The sequence below is a fragment of the Actinokineospora sp. NPDC004072 genome (assembly GCF_053604195.1).
Map to the genome: position 1 here is coordinate 300758 of NZ_JBSGHB010000002.1, position 17385 is coordinate 318142.

18 protein-coding genes and 1 riboswitch are annotated in these 17385 nt (G+C 72.0%); of the genes, 13 read left to right on the forward strand and 5 right to left on the reverse strand.

All coding sequences use genetic code 11. The annotated features are described in order from the left end of the window. Nucleotides 1-94 precede the first annotated feature (94 nt). Nucleotides 95-925: a sigma-70 family RNA polymerase sigma factor gene (locus ACWEPX_RS03780; RefSeq protein WP_451895536.1), complete on the forward strand. Its 831-nt coding sequence runs from the start codon at nucleotides 95-97 to the stop codon at nucleotides 923-925. Here ACWEPX_RS03780 and ACWEPX_RS03785 read toward each other — a convergent pair. Continuing rightward, nucleotides 922-1605: a TetR/AcrR family transcriptional regulator gene (locus ACWEPX_RS03785; protein ID WP_451895537.1), complete on the reverse strand. Its 684-nt coding sequence runs from the start codon at nucleotides 1603-1605 to the stop codon at nucleotides 922-924. The two genes, ACWEPX_RS03780 and ACWEPX_RS03785, sit on opposite strands and share 4 nt — an antisense overlap. Before the next feature lie 58 nt (nucleotides 1606-1663). Between ACWEPX_RS03785 and ACWEPX_RS03790 the strand changes: the two genes are divergently transcribed. The 8 genes from ACWEPX_RS03790 (at nucleotide 1664) to ACWEPX_RS03825 (ending at nucleotide 11665) form a co-directional block, all read left to right on the forward strand. Then, complete coding sequence (locus ACWEPX_RS03790; RefSeq protein ID WP_451895538.1) at nucleotides 1664-2815, forward strand: acyl-CoA dehydrogenase family protein; 1152 nt, start codon at nucleotides 1664-1666, stop codon at nucleotides 2813-2815. Nucleotides 2816-2822: 7 nt separating this feature from the next. Next, entirely contained in the window at nucleotides 2823-3974 is a 1152-nt protein-coding gene (locus tag ACWEPX_RS03795; RefSeq protein ID WP_451895539.1) for an acyl-CoA dehydrogenase family protein, read from the forward strand. 20 nt (nucleotides 3975-3994) lie between these two features. After that, nucleotides 3995-5104 (forward strand): alcohol dehydrogenase catalytic domain-containing protein, encoded by a 1110-nt coding sequence (locus ACWEPX_RS03800; RefSeq protein WP_451895540.1) that lies wholly within the window; start codon nucleotides 3995-3997, stop codon nucleotides 5102-5104. A gap of 33 nt (nucleotides 5105-5137) precedes the next feature. Beyond that, nucleotides 5138-5230, forward strand: a riboswitch (glycine riboswitch). Between the two features lie 260 nt (nucleotides 5231-5490). Next, nucleotides 5491-6567 (forward strand): glycine cleavage system aminomethyltransferase GcvT, encoded by a 1077-nt coding sequence (gene gcvT / locus ACWEPX_RS03805; protein ID WP_451895541.1) that lies wholly within the window; start codon nucleotides 5491-5493, stop codon nucleotides 6565-6567. A gap of 21 nt (nucleotides 6568-6588) precedes the next feature. After that, on the forward strand, nucleotides 6589-6969 hold the full coding sequence (gcvH, locus tag ACWEPX_RS03810) for a glycine cleavage system protein GcvH (RefSeq protein ID WP_451895542.1): 381 nt from the start codon (nucleotides 6589-6591) through the stop codon (nucleotides 6967-6969). A gap of 1 nt (nucleotide 6970) precedes the next feature. Further along, entirely contained in the window at nucleotides 6971-8242 is a 1272-nt protein-coding gene (locus tag ACWEPX_RS03815) for a serine hydroxymethyltransferase (protein WP_451895543.1), read from the forward strand. A 67-nt stretch (nucleotides 8243-8309) separates the two neighbouring features. After that, nucleotides 8310-9671 (forward strand): L-serine ammonia-lyase, encoded by a 1362-nt coding sequence (locus ACWEPX_RS03820; RefSeq protein WP_451895544.1) that lies wholly within the window; start codon nucleotides 8310-8312, stop codon nucleotides 9669-9671. Between the two features lie 185 nt (nucleotides 9672-9856). Then, nucleotides 9857-11665: a glycoside hydrolase family 6 protein gene (locus ACWEPX_RS03825; RefSeq protein ID WP_451895545.1), complete on the forward strand. Its 1809-nt coding sequence runs from the start codon at nucleotides 9857-9859 to the stop codon at nucleotides 11663-11665. 240 nt (nucleotides 11666-11905) lie between these two features. Here ACWEPX_RS03825 and ACWEPX_RS03830 read toward each other — a convergent pair whose 3' ends face one another. The 3 genes from ACWEPX_RS03830 to ku are packed head-to-tail and all read right to left on the reverse strand — an operon-like array spanning nucleotide 11906 to nucleotide 13562. Continuing rightward, a complete protein-coding gene (locus tag ACWEPX_RS03830; RefSeq protein ID WP_451895546.1) occupies nucleotides 11906-12403 on the reverse strand; it encodes a hypothetical protein in 498 nt (165 codons plus the stop codon). Between the two features lie 19 nt (nucleotides 12404-12422). Next, nucleotides 12423-12563 carry a hypothetical protein gene (locus ACWEPX_RS03835; RefSeq protein WP_451895547.1) on the reverse strand — a complete coding sequence of 47 codons (141 nt, stop codon included), beginning with the start codon at nucleotides 12561-12563 and terminating at the stop codon, nucleotides 12423-12425. Nucleotides 12564-12617: 54 nt separating this feature from the next. Next, complete coding sequence (gene ku / locus ACWEPX_RS03840; protein ID WP_451895548.1) at nucleotides 12618-13562, reverse strand: non-homologous end joining protein Ku; 945 nt, start codon at nucleotides 13560-13562, stop codon at nucleotides 12618-12620. A gap of 216 nt (nucleotides 13563-13778) precedes the next feature. Between ku and ACWEPX_RS03845 the strand changes: the two genes are divergently transcribed. The 4 genes from ACWEPX_RS03845 (at nucleotide 13779) to ACWEPX_RS03860 (ending at nucleotide 16542) form a co-directional block, all read left to right on the forward strand. Then, nucleotides 13779-14147, forward strand: a complete 369-nt coding sequence (locus tag ACWEPX_RS03845) for a hypothetical protein (RefSeq protein ID WP_451895549.1) — start codon at nucleotides 13779-13781, stop codon at nucleotides 14145-14147. Nucleotides 14148-14179: 32 nt separating this feature from the next. Further along, nucleotides 14180-15577, forward strand: a complete 1398-nt coding sequence (lpdA, locus tag ACWEPX_RS03850; protein WP_451895550.1) for a dihydrolipoyl dehydrogenase — start codon at nucleotides 14180-14182, stop codon at nucleotides 15575-15577. Between the two features lie 109 nt (nucleotides 15578-15686). After that, nucleotides 15687-16103, forward strand: coding sequence for an organic hydroperoxide resistance protein (locus ACWEPX_RS03855; protein ID WP_451895551.1), 417 nt, complete (start codon nucleotides 15687-15689; stop codon nucleotides 16101-16103). 16 nt (nucleotides 16104-16119) lie between these two features. Next, nucleotides 16120-16542 carry a MarR family winged helix-turn-helix transcriptional regulator gene (locus ACWEPX_RS03860; protein WP_451895552.1) on the forward strand — a complete coding sequence of 141 codons (423 nt, stop codon included), beginning with the start codon at nucleotides 16120-16122 and terminating at the stop codon, nucleotides 16540-16542. Here the strand turns inward: ACWEPX_RS03860 and ACWEPX_RS03865 are convergent. Then, a complete protein-coding gene (locus tag ACWEPX_RS03865) occupies nucleotides 16539-17324 on the reverse strand; it encodes an MBL fold metallo-hydrolase (protein WP_451895553.1) in 786 nt (261 codons plus the stop codon). The two genes, ACWEPX_RS03860 and ACWEPX_RS03865, sit on opposite strands and share 4 nt — an antisense overlap. Nucleotides 17325-17385: the final 61 nt, after the last annotated feature.

Below are 17385 nucleotides of genomic sequence, written 5' to 3' on the forward strand. Positions count from 1 at the left end.
CGGTCACCCCCGCGGTCGACCCCGGCTCCGCCCCTGTCACATTCGCGTCCGCCCGCGTGTCAGTGCTATGCACGCACGCGACGGAGGAGAGTGGATGGACGCGACGCAGTTCGAGCAGCACCGGCCGCACCTGCGGGCGGTGGCCCACCGGATGCTCGGCTCGCTGGCCGAGGCCGACGACGCCGTGCAGGAGACCTGGCTGCGGGTCAGCGCCTCCGACACCGAGGTGTGCAACGTCGGCGGCTGGCTGACCACGGTGGTCTCCCGGGTCGCGCTCAACATGCTGCGCTCGCGCAAGCGCGAGGTGTACGTGCCCGACCCGGTCGTGGTCCGCGACGACGCGCCCGAGCCGGAGGAGTCGGCGGTGCTCGCCGACTCGGTCAGCCTGGCCCTGCTGGTCGTGCTGGAGGCGCTGAGCCCGGCCGAGCGGCTGGCCTTCGTGCTGCACGACCTGTTCGCGGTCCCGTTCGAGGAGATCGCGCCCATCGTGGGCAAGACGCCTGCGGCGACCCGCCAGCTGGCCAGCCGCGCCCGCAGGCGGGTGCAGGGCGCGCCGCGCCCGGCGGCCCCGCTGGCCGAGCAGCGCGCGGTGGTCGACGCCTTCTTCGCCGCCACCCGCGGCGGCGACTTCGGCGCGCTGGTCGCCCTGCTGGACCCGGAGGTGGTGCTGCGCGCCGACGGCGGCGAGCACGGCCCGACCACCGTCCTGCGCGGGGTCGAGGCGGTCGCCCACGGTGCGATCGCCTTCGCCCGGCTGGCCCTGCACACCACGCCCGCGCTGGTCAACGGCGCGCCGGGGGCGGTCGCGGTCGACGACGGCAAGGTCATCTCGGTGGCCCAGTTCACCGTCGCGGGCGGCAAGGTCACCGCGATGGACATCCTCGCCGACCCCGTCCGCCTGGCCCTGCTCGACCTGGACTTCTAGGACGGCTTCTCGGCCGCGACGGCGGCCTTCACCGCCTCCAGCCCGGTGATGAAGGCCGCCAGCGCCAGCTCGAAGGAGTCGGCGTCGATCTCGTCGGCGTGCTCGCGCAGCCGGTGGGCCTGGGTCAGGTGCGGGTAGCGGTCGACGTAGACCTGCACGTCGTCCTCGAACCCGCGGGAGAACGAGCTCATCGCCGCGCCCAGGACCAGGTACTTGGTCGACGCGCCGATCATGGTCGCGTAGCGCGGCGGCCAGCCCGCGGCGACCAGGCCGCCGTGCACGGCGTCGGCGCGGGCCAGCGAGACCGCCCGCCGCGCCGGGCCGGTGGCCAGGACCGGCACCAGGTTGGGGTGGGCGGCCAGGGCGGCGCGGTAGGAGCGGGCCCAGGTGCGCAGGCCCTCGCGCCAGTCGGCGGCGAAGGCGCTGGTGTCCACCGCCTCCATGATCCCGTCGGCGATGTCCTGGAGCAGTTCGTCCTTGGTCTTGTAGTGCGAGTACAGCGACGGGGCCTGCACGCCCAGCTCGGCGGCCAGCCTGCGCATCGACAGGGCGGGCAGGCCGTCGGCGTCCACCATCGCCAGCGCGCGGGCGCGGATGCGCTCGCGGCTCAGCAGCGGGGTGCTCGGGCGGGGCACGCTTGATGTCTCCCAGGTCACGCCCGGCCGTGGTTGCCCGGGCATCGGGGCCGATCCTATCCTGGCTTTACCTAACACCGTACGGTTTGATGGGGCGGCACGCATGGACCTCTCGCTCACCGACGAGCAGCAGGCGCTGTGGGACCTGGCGCGCGACTTCATCGACCGCGAGGTCGTGCCCAACACCCGGGAGTGGGACCGCCGCGAGCAGGTGGACCGCGCCATCGTCGGCAAGCTGGGCGCGGTCGGGTTCCTGGGCATGACCATCCCCGAGGAGTACGGCGGCTCCGGCGGCGACGCGCTGTCCTACTGCCTGATGATGGAGGAGTTGGGCCGCGGCGACTCAGCCATCCGCGGGATCGTCAGCGTGTCCCTGGGCCTGGTCGGCAAGTCCATCGCCGCCTGGGGCACCCACGAGCAGAAGCTGCGGTGGCTGCCGCGGCTGTGCGCGGGGGAGTCGCTGGCCTGCTTCGGCCTCACCGAGCCCGACACCGGCTCCGACGCCGCCAACCTCGCCACCCGCGCGGTCCGCGACGGCGACGACTACGTCATCACCGGCTCGAAGATGTTCATCACCAACGGCACCTGGGCCGACGTCGCCCTGATCTTCGCCCGCACGGGCGGCCCCGGTCCGAAGGGGATCAGCGCGTTCCTCGTCCCCACCGCGGCCGAGGGCTTCACCCACACCGAGATCAAGGGCAAGCTCGGCCTGCGCGGGCAGTCCACCGGCGAACTCGTCCTCGACGGCGTGCGGGTGCCCGCCGAGCACCGGCTGGGCGCCGAGGGCGTCGGCTTCAAGATCGCCATGTCCGCCTTGGACAAGGGCCGGATGTCGGTGGCCGCGGGCTGCGTCGGCCTGGCCCGGGGGGCGCTGGAGGCCAGCGTGCAGTACGCCAAGGAGCGCGAGCAGTTCGGCAAGCCCATCGCCGCCTACCAGCTCGTGCAGCAGATGCTGGCCGACATGGCCGTCAACACCGAGGCCGCGCGCCTGCTGGTCTGGCGGGTCGCCGACCTGGTCGAGCGCGGGCTGCCCTTCGGCACGGTCGCGTCGATGGCCAAGCTCTTCGCCAGCGAGAACGCCGTCAGCGCGGCGAACCTGGCCATCCAGGTCTTCGGCGGCTACGGCTACCTCGACGAGTACCCGGTCGCCAAGTACCTGCGCGACGCCCGGGTGATGACCCTCTACGAGGGCACCAGCCAGATCCAGAAGCTGCTGATCGGCCGGGCGCTGACCGGCATCAGCGCGTTCGCCTAGGCCGGCCGTGGACTTCGCCCTGTCCGAAGAGGAGACCCAGATCCGCGACTGGGTCCGCACGTTCGTCCGCAAGGAAGTCATGCCGCTGGAGGCGGAGGTGCTGCGGCGCGAGCGCGCCCACCAGCCCGGCCTGCCCGCCGACGAGTTGCGCGCGTTGCAGCTCAAGGCCAGGGAATCCGGCTTCTGGGGCGTGCAGACGCCCGAGGAGTACGGCGGCATGGGCCTGGGCGCGGTGCTCACCGCGCTCGTCGAGGTCGAGCTGGGCCGCTCGTTCGTCCCGTTCCGCTTCGGCGGGCACGCCGACAACATCCTCTACCGCGGCGACGACGAGCAGAAGCGCCGCTACCTGCTGCCGACGATCGCCGGGGAGCGCCGGTCGTGCTTCGCCATCAGCGAGCCGGGCGCGGGCTCGGACGCCAGGGCGATCCGCACCACCGCCCGCCGCGACGGCGGCGACTGGGTGATCAACGGCGAGAAGACGTTCATCACCGGCGGGCACGAGGCCGACTTCGCCATGGTCTTCGCCCGCACCGAGGAGGGCGTCACCTGCTTCCTGGCCGACCGCGCCGACGGCTGGCGCTCCGAGCCGATCGACACGATGGGCCAGTGGGGGCCTGCCGCGCTGGTCTTCGAGGACGTGCGCGTGCCTGCGGCGAACGTGCTCGGCGAGGTCGGCCGGGGCTTCGAGCTGGCGATGGCGTGGATCGGCCGGGGCCGCTACCTGCTGCCCGCCCGCGCGCTGGGCGCCTGCGAGCGGCTGGTCGAGATGGCCATGGCGCACGCCAGCACCCGCGTCACCTTCGGCGCGCCCATCGCCGACCGGCAGGCCATCCAGTGGATGATCGCCGACTCCGCGGTGGAGATCGAGGCGCTGCGCTGGCTGGTGCTGCACGCGGCCTGGCTGGTCGACCGCGGCGCGGACTCCCGGCACGCCCAGTCGATCGCCAAGCTCTACGGCGGGGTCAAGGCCAACGAGATCGTCGACCGCGTCCTGCAGATCCACGGCGGCATGGGCTACACCCGCGAGCTGCCCGTCGAGCGCTGGTACCGCGAGCTGCGGCTGCTGCGCATCTACGAGGGCACCGACGAGATCCAGCGCCGCACCATCGCCCGCAACCTGCTGAAGGGCCACGCGCGGGTGTCGGGAACACTCGGGTGACCACGACGGGAGGAGCGCACATGGTCAGGGCCGCGGTGCTGGCTGAGCAGGGCAAGCAGCTGGAGGTCACCGAGATCGCCCTGGGCGAGCCCGGCCCCGGCCGGGTGAAGGTGCGCATCGCCGCCGCGGGGGTGTGCCACTCGGACCTGTCGCTGGCCGACGGCACCCTGCGCCAGCCCGTCCCGGCCGTGCTCGGCCACGAGGGCGCGGGCGTGGTCGTGGCCGTGGGGGAGGGCGTGAGCAGCGTCGCCCCCGGCGACCACGTCCTGCTGAACTGGTCCCCGCCGTGCCGGGGGTGCTGGTTCTGCGAGGCGGGCGAGCCGCACCTGTGCGAGCGGGCCGACTGGTCGGGCACCCCGCACGCCACCCTCGCCGACGGCACCCCGCTCCACCCGGGCCTGGGCGCGGGCGCGTTCGCCGAGGAGACGATCGTGCCCGAGGGCGGCGCGGTCCAGATCCCCGCGGACATCCCGCTGGCCGAGGCCGCCGTGCTCGGCTGCGCGGTGCTGACCGGCGCGGGCGCGGTGTTCAACACCGCCGCGGTGCGGCCGGGCCAGTCCGTCGCCGTGGTCGGCCTCGGCGGCGTGGGCCTGTCGGTCCTGCAAGCCGCCAGGATCGCAGGCGCCGACCCGATCATCGCCCTCGACGTGCAGGACAAGGCCGATCTGGCCGCGGCCCACGGCGCCACCCACTTCATCCGCTCCGACGAGAAGGCGGGCAAGGCCGTCCGCGCCCTGACCGGCGGCCGCGGCGCCGACGTGGCCATCGAGTGCGTCGGCCACCCCGCGGCGATCCGCACGGCCTGGTCGGCCAGCAGGCGCGGCGGCCACGTCGTCGTGGTCGGGGTCGGCTCGGCCAAGGCCAAGGTCGAGTTCAACGCCCTGGAGCTGTACTGGTTCGGCCGCACCCTCAGCGGCTGCGTCTACGGCGAGATCGACCCCGCCGTGGACGTCCCCCGCCTGCTCGACTGGGTGCGCAGCGGCCAGTTGGACGTGTCCACCCTCATCACCGCGCGCACGGACCTTTCGGGCATCGAGGACGCATTCGCCGAAATGAAATCCGGCCGCGGCGGGCGCACCCTCGTCATCCCGCAGCGGTCGGAACTTCCGTTCGGGATCGCGCTGGACTAGTGTCTGGCCTGCACAACCGCATATCGGGCCGTACGAGCCAGGACGGGAGAGCCCCCGCAAGCGACGCGGGGCACCGAAGGAGCAAACTCCCCGGAAACTCTCAGGTAAAGCTACCGTCCCAGGCCAGGCCACTCTGGAAAGCAGGCGCGCGGTCAGCGCCTCACCCACGGTGCAAGCCGTCTTGAGCGGCGAAGCTCTCAGGTGCCGATGACAGAGGGGGAGTTCCGCCACCGCAGCGGGTCGGCTTGCCGACCCGCGCCCACCGCAGGAGCTCCCATGCCCGACGTCCGCCCGCCTTCGCCGCGCCACCCACCGGTCAGCGGCGCGTCGCCCGCCGTGGCACGCTGCCGTCTCGATTCCCGCGCGTCGAAGGAGCTGCCCACGCCATGAGCACACCGTCCCCGCTGCACGAGGTCCACCAGTCCCTCGGCGCGTCGTTCACCGACTTCGCGGGCTGGTCCATGCCCCTGCGCTACGGCAGCGAGCTGGCCGAGCACAAGGCGGTGCGCACCGCGTCCGGGCTCTTCGACCTCAGCCACATGGGTGAGATCGCGGTGACCGGGCCGCAGGCCGCCCAGGCGCTGGACCACGCGCTGGTCGGCACCCTGTCCAAGGTCAAGCCCGGCCGCGCCCGCTACACCATGCTCTGCGCGGAGGACGGCGGCATCCTCGACGACCTGGTCGTCTACCGGCTGGCCGACGAGGAGTACCTGGTCGTGGCCAACGCCTCCAACGTCGGCACGGTGGCCGCCGCGCTGGTCGAGCGGGCCGCGGGCTTCGACGCCACCGTCACCGACCGCTCCGCCGAGTACGCCCTCATCGCCGTGCAGGGCCCGACCTCGGCGGCCATCGTCGGCGCGGTGACCGGTGCCGCCCTCGACGGCCTCAAGTACTACGCCAGCATGCCCGCCACCGCCGCGGGCCACGACGTGCTGCTCGCCCGCACCGGCTACACCGGCGAGGACGGCTTCGAGATCTACGCCACCCCCGACCAGGCCCCCTCGATCTGGGCAGCCTGCGCCGAGCAGGGCGCCACCCCCGCCGGGCTGGCCTGCCGCGACACCCTGCGCCTGGAGGCCGGGATGCCGCTCTACGGCAACGAGCTGACCGCCGAGCTGACCCCCTTCGACGCCGGTCTCGGCCGGGTCGTGAAGTTCGAGAAGCCCGAGTTCGTCGGCCGGGCCGCCCTGGAGCGCCGCCAGGGGGCCGACCGCGCGCTCGTCGGGCTGCGCGGGGAGGGCCGCCGCGCGCCGCGCCACGGGTACTCCGTGCTCGACGGCGAGTCCACCCCGGTCGGTACTGTCACCAGCGGCGCGCTCTCGCCGACCCTCGGGCACCCGATCGCGATGGCCTACGTCCCCGCCGCCCTCAGCGTGCCGGGAACGGCGTTGACCGTCGACATCCGGGGCGCGAAGGCCCCCGTCGAGGTCGTGGCCCTGCCCTTCTACCAGCGTCCCGCCTGAGCCAGGAGAGTCGACACCGACATGAGCAACCCGCAGAACCTGTCCTACACGGAGGAGCACGAGTGGGTCGACGCGGCCGATCCGGCCGCCGCCACCGTGGGGATCACCGCCTACGCCGCAGGCGCGCTCGGTGACGTGGTGTACGTGCAGCTGCCCGCGGTCGGCGACACCCTCGTCGCGGGCGAGCCGTGCGGCGAGATCGAGTCCACCAAGTCGGTCAGCGAGCTGTACGCCCCCGCCGACGGCGAGGTCGTCGAGATCAACGAGGCGGTGGTCGACACCCCCGAGCTGGTCAACACCGACCCGTTCGGCGACGGCTGGCTGTTCCGCTTCCGGGTCACCGGCGCCCTGGAGCTGCTCGACGCCGACGCCTACGCCGAGCTGACCAAGGAAGAGGGCTGAGATGACCTCCTTCTCCGCCGACCTCGCCGCGGTCGACCCCGAGGTCGCCGCCGCGGTCGACGCCGAGCTGCGCCGCCAGCAGGGCACCCTGGAGATGATCGCCTCGGAGAACTTCGCCCCGCTGGGCGTGCTCCAGGCCCAGGGCTCGGTGCTGACCAACAAGTACGCCGAGGGCTACCCCGGCCGCCGCTACTACGGCGGCTGCGAGCACGTCGACGTGGTGGAGACGCTGGCCATCGAGCGGGTCAAGGCCCTCTTCGGCGCCGAGCACGCCAACGTCCAGCCGCACTCCGGCGCGCAGGCCAACGCCGCGGCGATGATGGCCGTGCTCAAGCCCGGCGACACGATCCTGGGCCTGGACCTGGCCCACGGCGGCCACCTGACGCACGGGATGAAGATCAACTTCTCGGGCAAGCTCTACAACGTCGTGGCCTACCACGTCGACAAGGACACCGGCCTGGTCGACATGGACGAGGTCGCCGCGCTGGCCGCCGAGCACAAGCCGAAGCTGGTCATCGCGGGCTGGTCGGCCTACCCCCGCCAGCTCGACTTCGCCAAGTTCCGCGAGATCGCCGACTCGGTGGGCGCGCTGCTCATGGTCGACATGGCGCACTTCGCCGGGCTCGTGGCCGCCGGGCTGCACCCCAACCCGGTCCCGCACGCCCAGCTGGTGACCACCACCACCCACAAGACCCTCGGCGGCCCCCGCGGCGGCGTGGTCCTGTGCACCAAGGACCTGGCCAAGAAGGTCAACTCGGCGGTCTTCCCCGGCCAGCAGGGCGGCCCGCTGGAGCACGTGATCGCGGCCAAGGCGGTCTCGTTCAAGATCGCGGCGTCGGAGGAGTTCGCCGAGCGCCAGCGCCGCGTGCTGGAGGGCGCCAAGATCCTGGCCGAGCGGCTGTCCCGGCCGGACTGCCGCGAGGTCGGCGTCAAGGTGTCCTCCGGCGGCACCGACGTGCACCTGGTGCTGGTGGACCTGGTGGAGTCGACGCTGGACGGCCAGCAGGCCGAGGACCGGCTGCACTCGGTCGGCATCACCGTCAACCGCAACGCCGTCCCGTTCGACCCGCGCCCCCCGATGGTGACCTCGGGGCTGCGCATCGGCACCCCCGCGCTGGCCACCCGCGGCTTCGACGCCGAGGACTTCACCGAGGTGGCCGACATCATCGCCGTCGCGCTTCGTCCCGACTTCGACGAGGCGACCAAGCAGGCCCTGCGCGAGCGGGTCGACCTGCTGGTCAAGCGCCGCCCGCTCTATCCAGAGCTGGGCTGAGCACGTCCCGGGCGGGGTCGGCGACCCCGGCCCCGCCCGGCACGCGAACCCGGAAGGTCCCAACGTCGTGGCCGTCAGCGTCTTCGATCTCTTCAGCGTCGGCATCGGGCCGTCGAGCTCCCACACCGTCGGTCCCATGCGGGCCGCCCTGATGTTCGTCTCCGCCCTGGACCTGCCCGCGGTGGCGCGGGTGCGCTGCGAGCTGTTCGGCTCGCTCGGCGCGACCGGGCACGGGCACGGCAGCGACAAGGCCGTCCTGCTGGGCCTGGAGGGCGAGCGGCCCGAGGAGGTCGACACCGCCACCGTGCCCACCCGGGTGGCCGAGATCCGCTCGTCCGGGCGGCTGCGCCTCATGGGCGCCCACGAGATCGCGTTCTCCTACGACGACGACCTCGTGCTGCACCGCCGCAAGACGCTTCCCCTGCACCCCAACGGGATGACGTTCGCCGCCTACGACGCCGCGGGCGCCGAGCTGGCCGCGCGGACGTACTACTCCGTCGGCGGCGGCTTCGTCAAGGACGAGTCCTCCGCGGACGGACCGGTGATCTCCGCCGACACCACGCCCGTGGCCTACCCCTTCCGCACCGCCGCCGAGCTGCTGGAGCACTGCGCGTCGTCGGGGCTGTCGATCGCGGGCGTGATGCTGGCCAACGAGCTGTCCTGGCGCAGCGAGGCCGAGGTGCGCTCCGGGCTGCTGGACATCTGGGCGGTCATGCGCGACTGCGTGGCGCGCGGCTGCGCCGCCGACGGCGTGCTCCCCGGCGGGCTGAAGGTGCCGCGCCGGGCCAAGGCGCTGCACGAGAAGCTGCTGGCCGAGGACGGCGCGCACGACCCGCTCTACGTCATGGACTGGGTGAGCCTGTTCGCCCTGGCGGTCAACGAGGAGAACGCTGCGGGCGGGCGCGTGGTCACCGCCCCGACCAACGGCGCGGCGGGCATCATCCCGGCGGTCCTGCACTACTACACCAGGTTCATCCCCGGCGCCTCCGACGACGGCGTGGTCGACTTCCTGCTGACCGCGGCCGCGGTGGGCGTCGTGCTCAAGGAGACGGCCTCGATCTCCGGCGCCGAGGTCGGCTGCCAGGGCGAGGTCGGCTCGGCCGCCGCGATGGCCGCCGCCGGGCTGACCGCGGTGCGCGGCGGCAGCGTCGCGCAGGTGGAGAACGCCGCGGAGATCGCCCTGGAGCACCACCTCGGGCTGACCTGCGACCCCGTGGGCGGGCTGGTCCAGATCCCGTGCATCGAGCGCAACGCGGTGGGCTCCACCAAGGCCATCCACGCCTCGCGCATGGCCCTGCAGGGCGACGGGACGCACGTCGTGCACCTCGACAAGGTGATCAAGACCATGCGCGAGACCGGCGCGGACATGCACACCAAGTACAAGGAGACCGCGCGCGGCGGCCTCGCGCTGAACGTCATCGAGTGCTGACCACTGGCTGAGAGCGCTCCCAGTTTCCTTCGGTGACGGTCTTGTCACCGCGGTGTGTCCTGGGTTACGGTCACTGCTGGGAGCGCTCCCAACCTGCAACCACCCAGTCTTGCGGCGGATGCCGGAACGCTCGTGATCCTCTGGGAGCGCTCTCAGACGGCGATCTGCTCGCAAGGAGGCGATGCATGAGTCTGCGCAAGATTGGCCGATCACGAAGGCTGGCCGGGGCGATGGCGGTGACGTCGGTGGCGGCCCTGTCCGCGACGCTCGTCGTGGCCAACACGACCACCGCCAGCGCCGCGCCCGGCTGCCGGGTCGACTACCAGGTGACCAACCAGTGGCCCGGCGGCTTCGGGGCCAACGTGTCGGTCACCAACCTCGGCGACCCGATCTCCGGCGGCTGGACGCTGGAGTGGGACTTCACCGCGGGGCAGCGGATCCAGCAGGGGTGGAGCGGCGAGTTCAGCCAGTCGGGCAACCGGGTGACCGTGCGCAACCCGGGCTGGTCCCCGTCCCTGGCGACCGGCGCGACGGTCATCCCCGGCTTCAACGGCTCGTGGAACGGGTCCAACCCGGCGCCCGCGCAGTTCCGGCTCAACGGAACGGTGTGCACCGGCACCATCCCGCCCACCACGACCACGACCACCACCACGACGACGACCACGACGACCACCACCACGGGCAACAACAACCCGGGCGCCAAGGTGGACAACCCGTACCTCGGTGCGAGCGTGTACGTCAACCCGCAGTGGAAGGCGCGCGCGCAGGCCGAGCCGGGCGGCTCGCGGATCGCCAACCAGCCCACCGGCGTGTGGATGGACCGCATCAGCGCCATCCACGGCAACGGCTCCCCGACCACGGGGACGATGGGCCTGGCCGACCACCTGGACGAGGCCGTGCGCCAGCTGGCCGCCTCGCCCACCGGTGAGCTGGTGTTCCAGGTCGTCATCTACAACCTGCCGGGCCGCGACTGCGCCGCCCTGGCCTCCAACGGCGAGCTCGGCCCGACCGAGCTGCCGCGGTACAAGAGCGAGTACATCGACGTCATCGCCGACATCCTGGCCCGGCCGGAGTACTCCGAGCTGCGCATCGTCGCCGTCATCGAGATCGACTCGCTGCCCAACCTGGTCACCAACGTCTCGCCCCGCAACACCGCGACGCCCCAGTGCGACGTGATGAAGCAGAACGAGAACTACCAGAACGGCGTCGCCTACGCCGTCGCCAACCTCGGCGGCTCGATCCCGAACGTCTACAACTACATCGACGCGGGCCACCACGGCTGGATCGGCTGGGGCGACCCGGTTCCCCAGTACGACAACTTCCACGCCTCGGCGCGGATGTTCGCCTCCATCGCAGGCCGCGAGGGCGCGAACCTCAACATGGTCCACGGCTTCATCACCAACACCGCCAACTACTCCGCCCTGCGCGAGCCGCACTGGACGGTGGACGACGTGGTGAACGGCCGCCCGGTGAAGGAGCAGGCCACCTGGGTCGACTGGAACGACTTCAACGGTGAGCTGGGCTTCGCCACCGCCATGCGCCAGGAGCTGATCGCCAACGGCTTCCCGTCGAACATCGGCATGCTGATCGACACCTCCCGCAACGGCTGGGGCGGCCCCAACCGCCCAACCGCCAAGTCCACCTCCAACGACCCGAACACCTACGTCAACGAGAGCCGCATCGACCGCCGCATCCAGAAGGGCAACTGGTGCAACCAGAGCGGCGCAGGCCTCGGCGAACGCCCCAAGGCAGCCCCCGAACCCAACATCGACGCCTACGTCTGGATCAAGCCCCCGGGCGAGTCCGACGGCGCCAGCCGCGAAATCCCCAACGAAGAGGGCAAGGGCTTCGACCGCATGTGCGACCCGACCTACCAGGGCAACCCCCGCAACGGCAACAACCCCTCCGGAGCCCTCCCCAACGCCCCACTGTCCGGCCACTGGTTCTCCGCCCAGTTCCAGGAGCTCATGGCCAACGCCTACCCGCCCCTGTAGACCCCGGACAACCCAACTGAACACCTGAAGTTCCGCCGTGGGCGGTGTCCCAGTCCCAGGGACACCGCCCACAGCCATGCCGCAACCGACGCTGCAACGACGGGAGTTCCTTGCTTAAGCTTGCCCGATCGACCACGCGCGGTTGGAGCCGATGGTTACCGGTACACCGTCCCCGACTGAGCGGGGTGCCCGGCAAGAGCCCACACGGGGGTGCCCCACACGAGGGACACCCCCAACCACTCAGGAGACGACCACCGTCGCAGCCGCCGGGACCGTCTCCGGGTAGCGGGGTTTGCAGCCCTGGCCTGCGGGGTGGGTGAAGCCGGTGTAGCCCGGACGCAGGGTGATGGTGCCCGGGGTGGTGAAGGTGACCTGCGTGCTGCCCGTGATCTGCCACGGCTCACCCGCCTGCAACTGCGGATTCGCCATCCCCGTAATGGTGAACGACCCCGCACCGGCCCCGCCCAGGTCGACGGTGTGCTGCCCCCGGTACGCCCCAGGAGCGGTCGGCTGGGACAGCGGATGGCGGGAGACCACCGAGGCAGTCACGGTCACCGGCTGCCCCTGCGGCGCGGTCGACGGCGCGGTGATGGTGATGTCGAAGGTGCGGCCGATCACCATGCCGACGACCCCGCACAGGTACTCCACCGAGACGGTGGCCGCGGCAGCAGGCGGTGCGGTGAGGACGGCCGCCCCGGTCGCAATGGCGACCGCGAGCCCCGCAATGCGCTTGGACATGTCGAACCCCCAATAGGTCTCAGCTGACGGCGATGGCGGCCAGGACCGGCGCCGAGGAGGGCTGGCAGCGCTGCGATTGGGTGAACAGCACCAGGCTGCTCACGCCGGTGAACTCCACCGTCGCCGCCGAGCAGGCTGAGCACAGTGGACCCCCTCGCACTCGGAGGGTTCCAGGGTCTCGGGCAGGCCCGCCGCCCGGCAACTCCCGCAGTGCCTAGGACGCGGCCTTCGTGCTCGCCTTCTCGACCGCCTTCTCCAGCTCGTCGCGGGTCATCTTGGAGCGGCCCTTGACGCCGAGGTCCTTGGCCAGCTTCTCCAGCTCGGCCTTCGTCAGCTCGGAGAGGTCCTCGGCAGGCGCCTTCGCCGCCGGGGCCTTGCCCTTCTTGCGGCTCTCCACGCTCGCGCTCAGCGCCTCGAACAGGTCGACGACCTTCGTCGGCTCGGCGGGCTCCTCCTCGGCCACGACCGTGCGGCCCTGGCGCTTGTCCTCGATGAGCTGCTCGACGCGCTGGGTGTAGGTGTCGTGGTAGTTCGACGGCTCCCAGTCCTCGGCCATCGACTCGACCAGCGACACCGCCATGTCCAGCTCCTTGCCGCGCGCGGCCACCAGCTCCGGCATCGACTTGAGCTCCTTGGCCGGGTCGCGGATGTCCTCAGCGAACAGCAGGGTCGTCAGGATCAGCAGGTCCTCGCCCGGGCGCAGCGCCGTCAGGTACTCCTTGCCGCGCATCACGAACGAGGCGATGCCCGCCTTGTTCGTCTTGCGCATGGCCTGGAGCAGCAGGCTGTAGGCGCGCCCGTACTCCTCCTTGGTCGGGCTCAGCCAGTAGGTCTTCTGGAAGTAGATGGGGTCGATCTGGTCGAGGTCGACGAAGGCGCTGATGTCGATCGTCCGCGACCGCCCGGGCGCGATGGCGTCGAGCTCGTCGGGCTCCAGGATGACGTACTCCCCGCCGCCGAGGTCGGCGCCCTTGACGATGTCGGAGTACGCCACCTCCTTGCCGGTCCGCTCGTTCACCCGCTTGTACCGGATGCGGTCGGCGGTGCCGCGCTCGAACTGGCGGAAGCTGATGGTGTGGTCCTCCGTCGCGCTGTACAGCTCGACGGGCACGGTCACCAGGCCGAAGTTGATGGCGCCTGCCCACACCGGTCGTGCCACGGACCCTCCCCGAAATTCCCTGTCTGCCCAACCCTAGGCCCGCTCGACGCCAGCCGCCATGCCGTCAGCGGAATCGCGGTGACCGGTTCGGGTTTGAAACTCACGCGATCGGGTACCACCCACACGGATCCCCCACCTCCGGAGGCCCTTGTGCTCCCCACCAAGCTCCCGCCCCGCCCATTGTGGCGCGGACTCGAGTACGGACCCGCTCTCGTCGTGCTCGATCCGGGCGGCTCCCGGCCCCGCGACCTGCCCGCCGCCTGGGCGCCGCTGACCGACCAGTTCCAGATCGCCTGGTGCGCCACGCCCGGCCCGGACAGCGGCCCGGAGGCCGTCGAGGACGTGCTGGAGACCCTGGCCGACCGGCGGGTGCGCACCCACATCGTGGCCGACGCCCGGCTCGCCGGGTTCGCCGCCGGGGTGCTGGCCGAGTTCGCGCACATCGTGCGCACGCTGGTGGTGGTCGGTGCCGCAGCGCCACCGGCCACCACCGGGGTGCGCACGGCCTGCGTCGGCGGCCGCGACCTGGCCTCACCGCAGGTAGTCGCCGCGGTGCTCGCCGAACTCGGGCGGGCGCGCGCCTGAGCGCCCCGCCGCGGGGCAATAGTGTGGACGCCATGAGCACACACTTCGACGTCGTGGTCCTCGGCGCCGGGCCCGGCGGCTACGTCGCCGCCATCCGGGCGGCCCAGCTCGGGTTGAGCACGGCCATCATCGAGGAGCGCTACTGGGGCGGTGTCTGCCTCAACGTGGGCTGCATCCCGTCCAAGGCCCTGCTGCGCAACGCGGAGCTGGCGCACATCCTGTCCCACGACGCCGACGCGCTGGGAATCCAGGTCGAGGGCTCGCTGCGCTTCGACTACGGCAAGGCGTTCACCCGCAGCCGCGCGGTCGCCGACGGCCGCGTCAAGGGCGTGCACTACCTGATGAAGAAGAACAAGATCAAGCAGTTCTTCGGGTGGGGCGCGTTCACCGGGCCCAACGCCATCGACGTCAAGTCCGACTCGGGCACCGAGTCGATCACCTTCGACCACGCCATCATCGCCGCGGGGGCCACCACCCGGCTGCTGCCCGGCACCTCCCTGTCCGACCGCGTGGTGACCTACGAGGAGCAGATCCTCAGCGACACGCTGCCGGAGAGCATCGTCATCGCCGGTGCGGGCGCGATCGGCGTGGAGTTCGCCTACGTGCTGCACAACTACGGCGTGAAGGTCACCATCGTCGAGTTCCTCGACCGGATGGTGCCGCTGGAGGACGAGGAGGTGTCCAAGGAGCTGGCGCGCCGGTACAAGAAGCTGGGCATCGAGGTCCTCACCGGCACCCGGGTCGAGAAGATCGACGACAGCGGGGAGAAGGTGCGCGTCACCGTCTCCAAGGGCGGCCAGGAGCAGGTGCTGGAGACCGACAAGGTGCTCCAGGCGATCGGCTTCGCCCCCCGCGTGGAGGGCTACGGCCTGGAGAGCACCGGCGTACGGCTGACCGAGCGCAAGGCCATCGACATCGACGGCTTCTGCCGCACGTCCGTGCCGCACATCTTCGCCATCGGCGACGTGACCGCCAAGCTGATGCTGGCCCACACCGCCGAGGCGATGGGCGTCATCGCCGCGGAGACGATCGCGGGCGCGGAGACCATGGAGCTGGACTACGCCATGATCCCGCGGGCGACCTACTGCCAGCCGCAGATCGCCAGCTTCGGCTACACCGAAGCGCAGGCCCGCGAGCGCGGCTACGACGTCAAGGTGGCCAAGTTCCCGTTCACCGCCAACGCCAAGGCCCACGGCCTCAACGACCCGGTCGGGTTCGTCAAGCTGATCAGCGACGCGACGCACGGCGAGCTGCTCGGCGGGCACCTGATCGGGCCCGAGGTCACCGAGCTGCTGCCGGAGCTGACCCTGGCCCAGCAGTGGGACCTCACCGTGCACGAGGTGGCCCGCAACGTGCACGCGCACCCGACCCTGGGCGAGGCCGTCAAGGAGGCGATCCACGGCCTGGCCGGGCACATGATCAACATGTAGCGGGACGGCGCCCGGGGTTCGCCCCGGGCCGGTTCCGCCGAGATAAGTTGTGCACAACTTAGTTGCGCACTACCGTAGGACCGGTAGCCCGATCCGAAGGAGTCAAGCCATGAAGGTGCTCTACACCGCGGAGGCGACCGCGACCGGCGCGGGCCGGGGCGGCCACGTGCGCTCGTCCGACGGCGTCATCGACCAGGACCTGGCGGTGCCCACCGGCCTCGGCGGCCCGGGCGGGGCGGCCAGCAACCCCGAGCAGCTCTTCGCCGCGGGCTACTCGGCCTGCTTCCACGGCGCGCTGCAGCTGGTCGCCCAGCAGGCCGGGACCGCGATCGAGGGTTCCCAGGTCACGGCGTCGGTCGCCATCGGCAAGTCCGCCGACGGCCTCGGCCTGGCCGTGCGGCTGACGGTGACCGTGCCGGACGTGGAGCGGTCCGTTGTGGAGGACCTGGTGGCCAAGGCCCACCAGGTGTGCCCGTACTCCAAGGCCACCCGTGGCAACATCGACGTCGACCTGGTGGTCGGCTGAGCATTCGGAGGTAGCCGTGGCCGTCTCGCCCGCGCTGGAGCAGCAGCTGTGCTTCGCGCTGTACTCCGCGTCCCGGGCGGTGACGGCCCGCTACCGCCCCCTGCTCGACGCCCTCGGCCTGACCTACCCCCAGTACCTCGTCCTGCTCGCCCTCTACGAGCGCGACGGCCGCACGGTCAAGGAGCTGGGGGAGCAGTTGCGCCTGGACTCCGGCACGCTCTCCCCGCTGCTCAAGCGCATGGCCGCCGCGGGCCTGGTGCGCCGCACCCGCGGCGCCGACGACGAGCGCAGCGTCCTGGTCGAGCTGACCGAGGGTGGAGAGGCCCTGCGCGAGCGGGTCGCCGCCGTGCCCGGCGCGCTCTTCGGCGGGACCGACGTCACTGCGGCCGAGGTCGCCGACCTGCGCGCCCGCCTGCAGGAGTTCCTCGCCCGCATCTAGAGGGCGCGCGTCTGGCCCCGGTGCAGGTACTCGACGCGGGTCGCGGGCTTGCGGCGCTCGACCTCCACGATGAAGTCCGACAGCGGCGAGTGGAAGACCCCGTAGTCGTCGTAGTGCACCGGCAGCGCGGTCTTGGGGCGGACGAGTTCGAGCAGGTCGACGCCCTGCTCGCCGTCCATCGTCAGCAGCGCGCCGAGCACCCGCGTGCCGCCGAGGTGCACGACCGCGGCGTCGATGTCGGGGAAGCGCTCGGCGATGGCGGCCAGGCCGGGCACCGGCAGCGTGTCGCCGGTGAGGTAGACCCGCAGCGGCTCGCGGTCGGGCGGCTGGTACTCCAGCAGCGTGCCCATCACCGGTGGCAGCAGCCGGGCCAGCGGGCCGCGCGCGTGCACCCCGGGCAGCGCGGTGATGCGCAGCCGCGCGCCGTCCTTGTCCAGCCGCTGCTCCTGCCAGGTGCGCATCGGCACCGCCTCGGTGAAGCCCGCGCGGCGCAGCCGGGTCGCCGCGTGCCCGGTGGTGAACACCGGCAGGTCGCGGTGCAGGCCGCGGCGGGCCACCCGGTCGAAGTGGTCGCCGTGCAGGTGCGAGAGCACGACCCCGTCGAGCGGGGGCAGCTCGCCGATGCCCAGCGCCGGTTCGGTGCGCCGCCTGCTGACCAGGCCGTGTCCGATATGGACCCACTGGCCCCGCCGCACGAAGTTCGGGTCGGTGAGGACGGTGAACCCGCCCAGGCGCAGCAGCGTGGTGGCTGTGCCGATGAAGGTGATCTCGCAGTCGGCCATCCTCCCGGCTACCCGGGGCCGCCACCGGCGAATCCCGCGGCTGTCGGTGCCCGGGGCTAGC